Annotated in this window: 6 protein-coding genes; 5 read left to right on the plus strand and 1 reads right to left on the minus strand. The window is 72.4% G+C overall.

Annotation, left to right across the window (positions count from 1 at the left end; genetic code table 11):
* Positions 1 to 134 precede the first annotated feature (134 nt).
* Both guaB and IEZ04_RS02075 read left to right on the plus strand, forming a co-directional pair.
* Complete coding sequence (gene guaB, locus IEZ04_RS02070; RefSeq protein WP_189214842.1) at positions 135 to 1,640, plus strand: IMP dehydrogenase; 1,506 nt, start codon at positions 135 to 137, stop codon at positions 1,638 to 1,640.
* 127 nt (positions 1,641 to 1,767) lie between these two features.
* Positions 1,768 to 2,892 (plus strand): GuaB3 family IMP dehydrogenase-related protein, encoded by a 1,125-nt coding sequence (locus IEZ04_RS02075; protein ID WP_189214843.1) that lies wholly within the window; start codon positions 1,768 to 1,770, stop codon positions 2,890 to 2,892.
* A gap of 613 nt (positions 2,893 to 3,505) precedes the next feature.
* Here the strand turns inward: IEZ04_RS02075 and IEZ04_RS02080 are convergent.
* Positions 3,506 to 4,729: a nucleotide sugar dehydrogenase gene (locus tag IEZ04_RS02080; RefSeq protein WP_189214844.1), complete on the minus strand. Its 1,224-nt coding sequence runs from the start codon at positions 4,727 to 4,729 to the stop codon at positions 3,506 to 3,508.
* Between the two features lie 286 nt (positions 4,730 to 5,015).
* Here IEZ04_RS02080 and IEZ04_RS02085 point away from each other — a divergent pair, with 286 nt between their 5' ends.
* The 3 genes from IEZ04_RS02085 to IEZ04_RS02095 all read left to right on the plus strand — a co-directional run bounded on the left by IEZ04_RS02085 (position 5,016) and on the right by IEZ04_RS02095 (position 12,175).
* Positions 5,016 to 6,722, plus strand: coding sequence for a glycerol-3-phosphate dehydrogenase/oxidase (locus IEZ04_RS02085; protein WP_189214845.1), 1,707 nt, complete (start codon positions 5,016 to 5,018; stop codon positions 6,720 to 6,722).
* 554 nt (positions 6,723 to 7,276) lie between these two features.
* Entirely contained in the window at positions 7,277 to 9,229 is a 1,953-nt protein-coding gene (locus IEZ04_RS02090) for a serine/threonine-protein kinase (protein ID WP_189215358.1), read from the plus strand.
* Between the two features lie 171 nt (positions 9,230 to 9,400).
* Positions 9,401 to 12,175: a serine/threonine kinase C-terminal domain-containing protein gene (locus IEZ04_RS02095; RefSeq protein WP_189214846.1), complete on the plus strand. Its 2,775-nt coding sequence runs from the start codon at positions 9,401 to 9,403 to the stop codon at positions 12,173 to 12,175.
* The last annotated feature ends 297 nt before the right edge of the window (positions 12,176 to 12,472 follow it).

The raw sequence follows: 12,472 nt of genomic DNA on the forward strand, positions 1-12,472 counted from the left end.
TTCGAATGAACGCACGACGCGCTGTTTCCGTACAGACATACGGAGCCCCACGTCACATTCCGCAGCGGAATCGTGGGGCCGCGCTTCCCGTTAGCATGGACATCCGCACCGATCAAGGCTTTGGGGAAGGTGTCATGACTGCCAACGTCGACGGAGTGCCCGAGAAATTCGCGACACTCGGGCTGACCTACGACGATGTGCTGCTGCTGCCGGGCGCCTCGGACATGGCGCCCGAGGACATCGACACCGCCTCGTACGTCTCCAAGAACGTCCGGGTGAACATTCCGCTGCTGTCCGCCGCGATGGACAAGGTCACCGAGTCCCGCATGGCGATCGCGATGGCCCGCCAGGGCGGCGTCGGCGTGCTGCACCGCAACCTGTCCATCGAGGACCAGGCCAACCAGGTCGACCTGGTGAAGCGCTCCGAGTCCGGCATGGTCACGGACCCCATCACCATCCACCCCGAGGCCACGCTCGCCGAGGCCGACGCGCTGTGCGCCAAGTTCCGCATCAGTGGCGTCCCGGTCACGGACGGCTCCGGCAAGCTGCTCGGCATCGTCACCAACCGTGACATGGCCTTCGAGACCGACCGCGCGCGCCGCGTGAGCGAGGTCATGACGCCGATGCCGCTGGTCACCGGCAAGGTCGGCATCTCCGGTGACGACGCGATGCAGCTGCTGCGCCGCCACAAGATCGAGAAGCTGCCGCTGGTCGACGACGAGGGTGTCCTCAAAGGCCTGATCACGGTCAAGGACTTCGTGAAGGCGGAGAAGTACCCGAACGCCGCCAAGGACGCCGAGGGCCGGCTCCTCGTCGGCGCGGCCGTCGGCGTGGCCGGTGACGCCTTCGAGCGCGCCCAGGCCCTTATCGCCGCGGGCGTCGACTTCATCGTCGTGGACACCGCGCACGGCCACTCCCGGCTGGTCGGCGACATGGTCGCCAAGATCAAGTCCAACTCGACGGGCGTCGACGTCATCGGCGGCAACATCGCCACCAAGGACGGCGCCCAGGCCCTCATCGACGCCGGCGTGGACGGCATCAAGGTCGGTGTCGGGCCCGGCTCCATCTGTACGACGCGTGTCGTCGCCGGCATCGGCGTCCCGCAGGTCACGGCGATCTACGAGGCGTCGCTCGCCGCCAAGGAGGCCGGCATCCCGGTCATCGGCGACGGTGGCCTGCAGTACTCGGGCGACATCGCGAAGGCCCTGGTCGCGGGCGCCGACACGGTGATGCTGGGCTCGCTGCTCGCGGGCTGCGAGGAATCCCCGGGCGAGCTGCTGTTCATCAACGGCAAGCAGTTCAAGTCGTACCGCGGCATGGGTTCCCTCGGGGCCATGCAGACCCGCGGCGACCGCAAGTCGTTCTCCAAGGACCGTTACTTCCAGGAGGGCGTCGCCTCCGACGAGCAGCTGGTCCCCGAGGGCATCGAGGGCCAGGTGCCCTACCGCGGCCCGCTGTCCTCGGTCGTCCACCAGCTGGTGGGAGGTCTGCGCCAGTCGATGTTCTACGTGGGCGGCCGGACGGTGCCGGAGCTCCAGGACCGTGGCCGGTTCGTACGGATCACCTCCGCCGGGCTCAAGGAGAGCCACCCGCACGACATCCAGATGACGGTCGAGGCGCCGAACTACAGCCGGAAGTAAGACGCACGCGCGCGTGCAGCGTGCGCGTGGAGCATGACAGAGGCGGTCCCGGAGGCTCCGGGACCGCCTCTGTGATGGGGTCGGGGATACTGGAAGGTGCTCCAACGCAGAGGGAAAGGCCACACACGTGAGTGAGATCGAGATCGGGCGGGGCAAGCGCGGCCGCCGGGCGTACGCCTTCGACGACATCGCCGTCGTACCGAGCCGCCGTACCCGGGACCCGGAAGAGGTCTCGATCGCCTGGCAGATCGACGCCTACCGCTTCGAGCTGCCGTTCCTGGCCGCCCCGATGGACTCGGTCGTCTCCCCGGCCACGGCCATCCGCATCGGCGAGATGGGCGGCCTCGGGGTCCTGAACCTCGAGGGCCTGTGGACCCGGTACGAGGACCCGCAGCCGCTGCTCGACGAGATCGCCGAGCTGCCGGTGGAGGCCGCGACCCACCGCCTCCAGGAGATCTACGCGGCTCCGATCAAGGAGGAGCTGATCGGGCAGCGCATCAAGGAGGTGCGCGACTCGGGTGTGGTCACCGCCGCCGCGCTCTCCCCGCAGCGCACCGCACAGTTCTCCAAGGCCGTCGTGGACGCGGGCGTGGACATCTTCGTGATCCGCGGTACGACCGTGTCGGCCGAGCACGTGTCCGGTGCCGCCGAGCCACTGAACCTCAAGCAGTTCATCTACGAGCTCGACGTGCCGGTGATCGTCGGCGGCTGCGCCACGTACACGGCCGCCCTGCACCTGATGCGCACGGGCGCGGCCGGTGTCCTCGTCGGCTTCGGCGGCGGCGCCGCGCACACCACGCGCAACGTCCTCGGCATCCAGGTCCCGATGGCGACGGCGGTGGCGGACGTCGCCGCGGCCCGCCGGGACTACATGGACGAGTCCGGCGGCCGGTACGTGCACGTCATCGCCGACGGCGGCGTCGGCTGGTCCGGCGACCTGCCCAAGGCGATCGCCTGCGGTGCCGACTCCGTGATGATGGGCTCGCCGCTCGCGCGTGCGACCGACGCGCCGGGCAAGGGCCACCACTGGGGCATGGAGGCCGTCAACGCGGAGCTGCCGCGCGGCAAGAAGGTCGACCTGGGCACGGTCGGCACCCTCGAGGAGATCCTCACGGGCCCGTCGCACAGCCCGGACGGCTCCATGAACTTCTTCGGCGCCCTCCGCCGCGCCATGGCCACCACCGGCTACAGCGAGCTCAAGGAGTTCCAGCGCGTCGAGGTGACGGTGGCGGACTCGCAGCACCGGCGCTGAGTTCCGCCCGGCGGAAGCGGACAGGGGCCCGGTCACCCGTGGGGTGACCGGGCCCTTTCGCATGAACCGCGCCTTTCCCCCGCCCAAAGCGCCCCCACCCAGCCCTTCGGTCGCGCGACAGGCTCGCGCGGGGAGACGTTCCGGACCCCGGCCGTCGGGGCCCGGCCCGAGCTTCAGCGGACCGTCCACCGGGTCACTGGGCGGCATCGTGGAAGGGGGCGCCCATGGGACGCCACCGCGAGCCCACCCGCTGGGACCGGATCCGTCTTCGGATGGTTAAGTGCCGGAGGAGGTAGATCTTGTGGCTTTAAGGATGGTGGGCGGCCGCCCCCAAGAGGACTAGGGGGCTTCTGACGGCTCTTGGTCGGACATCATCCGGCCGGGTGGCACTACGAGAGACGGCTCGCGAGGCGCCGACTGACTCATCGGGCCCGCCCGCAACCGTCCGGGGACGGTCTCAGGAGCCGTCAGAAACGGCCTAGGCCGGACATCCGTGATCTGTCAGGAGCCTGCCGCAGTAGCCCCTGCGGTGGGCTCCATCTGTCCCCACGTCACCGGTACGAAGTGCCGTGAGCCATCAACCCCGGATGCCCGGCCACCCCACGCGCCCCCCTCACAACCGATGCGCCGCCCCCGTGGGCGTCGCCCCCCGCGTGTCCAGCAACAGCTGCGCCTTCGCGGACAGTCCCTGCAGGTCGTACGTGCGGTGGTGCTGGAGCAGGAGCGTCAGGTCGGCGTCGGCGACGGCCTCGTAGAGGAGGTCGGCGCGGGGGACGGGGCGGTCGAGGACGTTCCAGGACGCGACGTACGGGTCGTGGAAGCTCACCGCCGCGCCGAGCTCCATGAGGCGCCGCGCGATCTCGCGCGCGGGAGAGCCCTGCTGGTCGGGGATGTCGGGTTTGTAGGTGACGCCGAGGAGGAGCACGCGCGCGCCGCGGGCCGACTTTCCGTGCTCGTTGAGCAGGGCGGCCGCGCGCTGGACCACGTACGCGGGCATGTGGTCGTTGACCTGCCGGGCCAGTTCGACCAGCCGGAGCGAGTGCGGGGCCCGTCCGGTGAGGTCCTGGGCGATGCCGTGGCCGCCGACGCCGGGGCCCGGGCGGAAGGCCTGGAAGCCGAACGGCTTGGTCTCCGCGCAGCGGATGACGTCCCACAGGTCGATACCCAGGTCGTGGCAGAGGACGGCCATCTCGTTGACGAGGGCGATGTTCACGTGCCGGAAGTTGGTCTCCAGGAGCTGCACCGCCTCCGCCTCGCGCGGCCCCCGCGCGCGGACCACCTTGTCGGTGAGCCGGCCGTAGAAGGCGGCGGCCGACTCGGTGCAGGCGGCGGTGAGGCCACCGATGACCTTGGGGGTGCCGGTGGGGGAGTGGTCGCGGTTGCCCGGGTCGGTGCGGCCGGGCGAGTACGCGAGGTGGAAGTCGCGGCCCGCGCGCAGCCCGGAGCCCTCCTCCAGCAGCGGGAGCAGCACCTCCTGCGTGGTTCCGGGGCGCACCGAGGACTCCAGGATCACCGTCGTGTAGGGGCGCAGCCGGGCGGCGAGGGTACGGGCGGCGGCGGCCACATGGGTGAGATCGGGGCCGCCGTCCGCGCCGTACGGGGTCGGTACGCAGATCACCGCCGTCCGCACACGGCCGAGTTCGGCCGGGCTGGTGGTGGGCCGGAAGCCGGCCGCGAGCAGGCGCCGGAGTTCGAGCGCGGTGAGGGAGCCGCCGCTCTCCGACCCGGCCTCGGAGGGCGTGCGGTAGCCGAGGGTCGGGACGCCGGCGGCGACGGCGGCCCGGGCCAGCGGCAGGCCGAGCTGACCGAGTCCGATGACGGCGAGGTCTGCGGGCATGGCGTGGGCCGTCCTTCCCAGTAGCCGAAGCGGGACAGGTGCGCAAGCCCTGTGGACAGGATGAGCGAGCGCAATGTCACACTAGGAGTAAATATGACCGTTATGCGGGATTGAGGGGGTGAGATTCTGCGCGCGTCCCCGGCGGTTGTCCACAGGTGGGGAGACGGGCGGTGGCCGAGGTCGGGAGGGGCGGCCAGAATCTGGGCATGGGGATGTGAGCAAGGGCTCGCCCGACAGATGACGTCCGGCGGCCGACGTCCGGCGCGACAGACAGCGGGAGGCAGCGGTGAGGACAGCGGCACTGGGACCGGCGCAGCGCGCCGAGTCACTGGCGGGCATGGCCGAGCACGAGCTGGACGTACTGGTCGTGGGCGGCGGCGTGGTCGGCGCGGGCACCGCGCTCGACGCCGTGACCCGTGGTCTGTCCACGGGGCTGGTCGAGGCCCGTGACTGGGCGTCCGGCACGTCCAGCAGGTCCAGCAAGCTGATCCACGGCGGCCTGCGCTATCTGGAGATGCTCGACTTCGTCCTCGTCCGCGAGGCGCTGAAGGAGCGCGGCCTGCTGCTGGAGCGGCTGGCACCCCACCTGGTCAAGCCGGTGCCGTTCCTCTACCCGCTGCAGCACAAGGGCTGGGAGCGGCTCTACGCGGGTTCGGGCGTCGCGCTCTACGACGCGATGTCGATGGCCCGCGGCCACGGTCGCGGACTGCCCGTGCACCGCCATCTGACGCGCCGCCACGCCCTGCGCGTGGCCCCCTGCCTGAAGAGGGACGCGCTGGTCGGAGCGCTGCAGTACTACGACGCGCAGATGGACGACGCCCGCTTCGTGACCACCCTGGTGCGCACGGCCGCGGTGTACGGGGCGAAGGTCGCCAACCGCGCCCGGGTGACCGGGTTCCTGCGCGAGGGGGAACGGGTCGTCGGCGCCCGGGTGCAGGACGTCGAGGCGGGCGGCGAGTACGAGATCCGCGCCAAGCAGGTCGTCAACGCCACCGGGGTGTGGACGGACGACACCCAGGCCATGGTGGGCGAGCGGGGCCAGTTCCACGTACGGGCGTCCAAGGGCATCCACCTGGTCGTGCCGAAGGACCGCATCCACTCGACGACCGGGCTGATCCTGCGGACCGAGAAGTCCGTGCTGTTCGTCATCCCATGGGGGCGGCACTGGATCGTCGGCACCACGGACACCGACTGGAGCCTGGACAAGGCGCATCCGGCCGCCTCCAGCGCGGACATCGACTACGTGCTGGAACACGTGAACTCGGTGCTGGCCGTGCCGCTCACCCGGGACGACGTCGAGGGCGTGTACGCCGGGCTGCGCCCGCTGCTCGCCGGTGAGTCGGACGCCACCAGCAAGCTGTCGCGCGAGCACGTCGTGGCCCACGCGGTGCCGGGACTCGTGGTGGTGGCGGGCGGCAAGTACACGACGTACCGGGTGATGGCCAAGGACGCGGTGGACGAGGCGGTGCACGGGCTGGACCTGCGGGTCGCCGATTGCGTCACCGAGGACGTCCCGCTGCTCGGCGCCGAGGGCTACCGGGCGCTGTGGAACGCCCGGGCGCGGACAGCGGCGCGGACGGGGCTCCACGTGGTCCGTGTGGAGCACCTGCTGAACCGGTACGGCTCGATGGCCGAGGAGGTGCTCGCCCTCATAGCGGCCGACCCGTCGCTGGGAGAGCCGCTGCGGGCCGCCGACGACTACCTGCGGGCCGAGATCGTGTACGCGGCCTCGCACGAGGGGGCGCGGCACCTGGACGACGTGCTCACCCGGCGTACGCGCATCTCGATCGAGACGTTCGACCGGGGGACGCGGAGCGCCCGGGAGGCGGCCGGACTGATGGCTCCGGTGCTCGGCTGGGACGAGGACCACGTCGAGCGTGAGGTCCAGCACTACGAGAAGCGGGTGGAGGCCGAACGGGAGTCGCAGCGCCAGCCGGACGACCTGACGGCGGACGCGGCGCGGCTGGGGGCGCCGGACATCGTGTCGCGCTGAGGGCGAAAGCGGCGACCGGGCGGACGGCACGCGCGGTTTGACGCCGGATCACGGGGCGGGCCGGCCCCTCGCGTGGCCGGCCGGGCCGGCCGGGCCATGGTGCAGTCCGGTGGCCGGCGCGGTGGCACGGCGGTACCTCCTCAGGGCCGTCCGTCGTGCGGGGCGGTCCGCCACAGGGTGCCCCGGGTTCCCGGCTCACCTTGCCGCCGGTGACCGGGGACTGTCCGCCGTTTGCGGGTACCCGTGGCTCATACGCCCTCCCTGGCACAGGAGTTGACCGGTTCCGCGTGCGGTGCGGTCCGTGTGCCAGGGCGTGACGGGTCCGGGCGCGCGCCTGTTCGTGGGTCCGGCCGGGCCGGGTGCGGAGTTCGCTCCAGGGCGCCGTGGCCGGATCGGGTACCCGCTGCGAGGCTGGAAGAGGCGGTGGCGGGGTTCTCGGCCTCCGGAAGGGCACGGCTTCGTCGGGTGTTGCGGAAGGGACACCCTGGGCGTGAAGCGGTAGTCGCGTGATGGACAATGAAGGCTCTGTCAGGGCGGGTTGCATGAGGGGACGCATGTCGGAGGCGGAGCGCGGCGGGGCATCCCGTCAGGACGGGAAGACACGTCTCCTCGCCGGCCGGTACCGGTTGGAGGGAGTCCTCGGCCGTGGCGGCATGGGCACCGTGTGGCGGGCCGAGGACGAGACGCTGGGCCGAACGGTCGCGGTCAAGGAGCTGCGGTTCCCGTCGAACATCGACGAGGACGAGAAGCGGCGGCTGATCACACGCACGTTGCGGGAGGCCAAGGCGATCGCGCGGATCCGCAACAACGGCGCGGTGACCGTCTTCGACGTGGTCGACGAGGACGACCGGCCGTGGATCGTGATGGAGCTCGTCGAGGGCAAGTCCCTCGCCGAGGTCATCCGCCAGGACGGGACCCTCGAACCGAAGCGCGCCGCCGAGGTGGGCCTCGCCATACTCGACGTGCTGCGCGACGCGCACCGCGAGGGCATCCTGCACCGTGACGTGAAGCCGTCCAACGTGCTGATCTCGGACGACGGCCGGGTCGTGCTCACGGACTTCGGCATCGCCCAGGTCGAGGGCGACCCGTCTGTCACCTCGACCGGCATGCTGGTGGGCGCCCCCTCGTACATCTCGCCGGAGCGGGCGCGCGGTCACAAGCCCGGCCCCGCGGCGGACCTGTGGTCGCTCGGCGGTCTGCTGTACGCGTCGGTCGAGGGTGTGCCGCCGTACGACAAGGGCTCGGCCATAGCGACGTTGACGGCGGTGATGACCGAGCCGGTCGAGGAGCCGGTGCACGCCGGCCCGCTGAGGAAGGTCATCCACGGGCTGCTCGCCAAGGACCCCGCGCAGCGGCTGGACGACGCGGGAGCGCGTGCGCTGCTGACCGAGGTGATCAACGAGCCCGGCCCGGAGGCGGCCGAACCGGCGGACGCGACGAAGGTCGTGGCGATGCCTCCGGTTCCGGAGCCGGGCGCGGGCAGAGAGAGACCGGGTACGTCCGGGGCCAAGGGCAGGGGTGCGTCGAAGGACGGGGAGGCCGCGGGGACCGCCGCGGTCCCGCCCTCCTCCTCGCGGAGCTCCTCGGTACCGTCCGGATCGAAAGCGGTGGCCGGGGCGGCGGCCGGCGGCGCGGCGGCCGGGCGGACGTCGTCGGGGTGGCCGGAGGTCCCGCCGCCGGATCTGCCGTCGCGCCCCGCGCCCCGGGCGCCGATCACGGATGTGGTGCCGCGGCGGACGCTGATCGTCGTCGCGGTGGTCGTCGTGCTGGCCGTGGTCGGGACGGTGCTCGCGCTGACCCTCGGCGGTGGCGACGAGAGCGGCCAGGGCGGCAGGAGCGGCGACACCAAGTCGTCCGCGTCCGCCACGGAGCCCGGGAGCGGTGGCGGTTCGGAGGGGTCCGACGCCCGTACCGACGGCGAGAGCACCGCGACGGCCTCGGAGTCGGAGGGCTCCGAGGGCAGCGGTTCGGGCGCGGGAAGCGACGAGAGCACGTCGGACGACTCGGGTGACGACGGGAACGGCGACGGCGAGGACGCGGACTCCGGTACCGGTTCCGGCTCCGGCTCCGACGACATCGCGGTGCGCACGTACGAGAGCTCCCAGGGCTTCTCGATCGGGCTGCCCGAAGGCTGGGAGTACCGGTCGACGGACGCGGCGGGCGCCCGTTTCACGGGCCCCGACGGGCAGCGGCTGCTCGTCGGCTGGACGTCGACGCCCAAGGACGACCCGGTGGCGGACTGGAAGAACCAGGAGCGGTCCATGGTGCGTTCCCAGTACCAGCGGGTCCGAATAGAAGCGGTGGACTACCGCGGCTGGGACACGGCCGACTGGGAGTTCACCTATGTGGCGAGCGGTACCAAGTACCGCGTCATCGACCGCGGTTTCGTCGTGAACTCGAATCTTGGTCACGCTCTGATGTACACGGCGAAGGACGCCGAGTGGGACAGTGACCTGCGCGAGGACACCTGGCGGACGTTCACGGAGACGTTCCGGCCGAAGTCCTGAGGGGCGCCTGACAACGACTGAGGCCGGATCGTAACGGCGCGAATCCCGCATCTCTTCCTTGCGCGTTACCTCAGGCACGTATCGTGAGTGGCTGCGGACCGTGCGCATCCAGAGCGGAACGGTACGCAGAGTGAACGGTATTGACCGACCTGGTTGGCCGGGGGTGGCATCGTGGACGACTACGCGGGACGGGTGCTCGCCGACCGCTACCGCCTTCCGGTGCCGCCGTCGGACGATTACGAACTCGCCGAGATCCGGGCCTTCGACACCTACAGCGGGCAGGAAGTCCTCATACGGCAGGTGCCGTTGCCCGAGATCGTCGAGGCGGAAGTGCTGGACGCGGACGGGCTGCCGGAGGGGTACGTCGCCCGGGACGCCAAGGCGCGCCGGAGCGGCGATAGGGCCACGCGCCGTCCCGCCGACCCGGCCGTGCGGCGCGCGATCGAGGCCGCGCAGGCCGCCGCGCAGATTCCCGACCACCCACGCCTGGACCAGGTCTTCGACGTGTTCGCCGAAGGCGGTTCGCTGTGGATCGTCAGCGAACTGGTGTCCGCACAGCCGCTGGAGACGCTCCTCGCCGAGAAGCCCCTGACGCCGTACCGGGCGGCCGAGGTCGCCGCCGACGTCCTCACCGCGCTGCGCGCCCTGCACGCCCACGGCTGGGTGCACCGCAACGTCACCTCCCGCACGGTCCTCGTCTGCGACGACGGACGCGTGGTGCTCACGGGCCTCGCGGCCGGTGCGGCGGAGGAGGCGCTCTGCGGGTACGACCCCGTGCCGGTGAACGACACGCAGGACGAGGGCGTCGCCGGGGATCCGGGCGGGGGGCCGCTCACGGCAGGCTTCCGTGTGCCTGACGATTCTCTTCGTGCGCCTCGTGTGCCTGAGACGTTCAAGGGGCTGGAGCCTCGTTCGTCCCAGGGTGGGGCGGCGCCCGGAGCCGGTGTCCCTGATCCCGAGACCGCCCGGCGCGCCGCCATCGAGGCGCGCGCAGGAAACGCGGACGCGGGCGCCGACCCGTCGGCCGGACGGCGCACGCCCGAGACCGGCGACGACATCAGGGCGGCTCGGGCCGGAGCGATCGCGGCCTACCGGGCCGGCGCACGGGCCGCGGCCCGTGCGCACGAGCAGCCGGAGGGACCCCGGGGCCCGGCCCTGCCCGACCGCCGACCGGTCACCGGGCAGCTGCCGGCGCCGGGCCACATGTCGGATGAGTCCGGGGCGGTACCGGGCCCCGGCGGTCCGTCCGCGCCCACGCCGCCCGGTCAGATCGCGGACCCGTACGGCGTGGGAAGTGCCCGTCCGTGGCACGGAGCGGTGCCCCGCCCCGCGGCGCCCGCGCCCGCGCCCGCGAGCGGACCGGACGACCGCGCCGCCGGACACGGCACTCACGGCGGAGGAGGGACGAGCCGCCACGGAGTCGGCGTCCCGCCGGCCTCGGGCGCTCCCACCACGAAGTCCGCCGCTCACGCCGCATCGCCGTCCACCGGACACTGGGACGAGCTGGCCGCGGCCGGGACCGCCCGGCGCGGGCCCGCCACCGCACTCGCCGCCGAGCGCGCCCGGCAGGCGCGGATGGCGGTGGTCGGGCCGGTCACGGAACGCTGGGCGCCGGAACAGGCGGGCCCGGTGCACGAGAACTGGCAGCTGGCGGCGCCGATCGGGCCCGCGACGGACCTGTGGGCGCTGGGGGCCCTGCTGTTCCGGGCCGTGCAGGGACACGCCCCCTACCCAGAGGACAACACCGCCGAACTGGTGCAGATGGTGTGCTCGGAGCCGCCCGCGTACGCGGAGGAGTGCGGGCCGCTGCGGCCGGTGGTCGAGTCGTTGCTGCGGCAGGACCCCACCGAGCGGCCGGACTTCGAGGAGCTGCGCGGCTGGCTGCGCTCGCTCGTCCGGTCGGCGCCGGAGCCCGAGGCCGGTACGTACGTGGTGGCGGCGCCCCCGGCGGACCCGCGCAGGCTGCCGATCAAGCGGCGCCGGGGCGAACTCGTCCGCAGGCGCCGTCGTACGCGGAAATCCGACACCTCCCCGCACGCCCGCCACAAGCGGGCGAAGCAGGAGCGGGCCAAACAGGAACGGGTCAAGCGCAAGGAGCGCCCGGCCGAGACCGCCTCGTTCGAGTCGGCGGCACTGTTCGAGCCGTTCGAGTCGTCCACGTCGTTCGAGCCGGACAGGGCGCACGAACGGTCCGGCGCACCCGGCCCGTCCGGCTCGCCCGTGCCGCGCAAGCTCGGACGCAACCTGCTTCTGCTGGTCCTGCTCGCGATGGCCGCGGTGATCGCGTACGCCATGGTGTTCATGCCGAAGTCCGGCACGAGCGGGGACAGCGGCGCGGACAGCCGGCAGACCGGCGCCCCCGGGAACGCCGGACCCGCGCCTGTGCCCGACGTCACGGACGACCCTCAGCCGGAGCAGAGCGCGCAGGAGGAGGAGACGGAACCGTCGGAGTCGTCCGCCTCCACCCGGCCGCAGGCCAACGAACCCGAGGTCGCCCAGGGGTTCACCCTGCGCGACGACCCCGAGGGGTTCCGCGTCGCGGTGGCCAACGGCTGGGACCGCGCGGGCAGGAACGGCCGCGGCCAGGTCGTCTACTCGCAGGGCTCCTTCGAGCTCCTCGTCGTACCCGGCCGGGACAGCGCGGAGACCTTCGGCAGCGACCCGCTGGCGTACCAGCGGGAGGACGAGCGCGAGCTGCAGCCGTTCCGCGACTCGACCTGGGCCACCTCCAGCGGGATGCGGCTCGTCGAGGTGGGCGGACGCAGCATGGCCGAGGGGCAGTTCACCTGGCAGGACGAGGAGGGGCGCGAGATCTTCGTGCGGAACCTGGCGATCCTCATAGACGGCCGGTACCACGTCGTGCAGGTACGCGGCCCCGAGGCCGAACGCGACGAGGTGACCCGGCTGTACGAGCAGGCGTACCAGACGTACCAGGCGACGGGCTGAGCGCAGCGCGCCGGGCGCGCCGGGCGGGCGGGACGGGCGGGGCCAAGGCTTCGGCTCGACGCGCCGGCACGGCGTCCCTGGACGGCGTGCCTGGACGGCGTGTCTGGACGGCGTACCCGCACGGCGTACCTGCGCGTTTCGGCCTTCCCGGTCGGTGCCGGACGGTCGTGCCGACCCGTCGCGGGTGGGACGGGAGCGGGTGCTGACACGCCGTTCCGGGCCGGTCGCGGGCGGGCGGGCTCCGGGTGAGCGGTCAGGAGCCGGGCCGCGCGGCCGACGGCCGCCGGGCGGGTGACG

The organism is Streptomyces ruber (assembly GCF_014648075.1).
Lineage (GTDB): Bacteria > Actinomycetota > Actinomycetes > Streptomycetales > Streptomycetaceae > Streptomyces > Streptomyces ruber.

Excerpts from the sequence above, each read along its gene's own strand:
- guaB (WP_189214842.1), top strand. The coding sequence starts at position 135 with ATGACTGCCAACGTCGACGGAGTGCCCGAGAAATTCGCGACACTCGGG.
- IEZ04_RS02090 (WP_189215358.1), top strand. The coding sequence starts at position 7,277 with ATGTCGGAGGCGGAGCGCGGCGGGGCATCCCGTCAGGACGGGAAGACA.
- IEZ04_RS02080 (WP_189214844.1), bottom strand. The coding sequence starts at position 4,729 with ATGCCCGCAGACCTCGCCGTCATCGGACTCGGTCAGCTCGGCCTGCCG.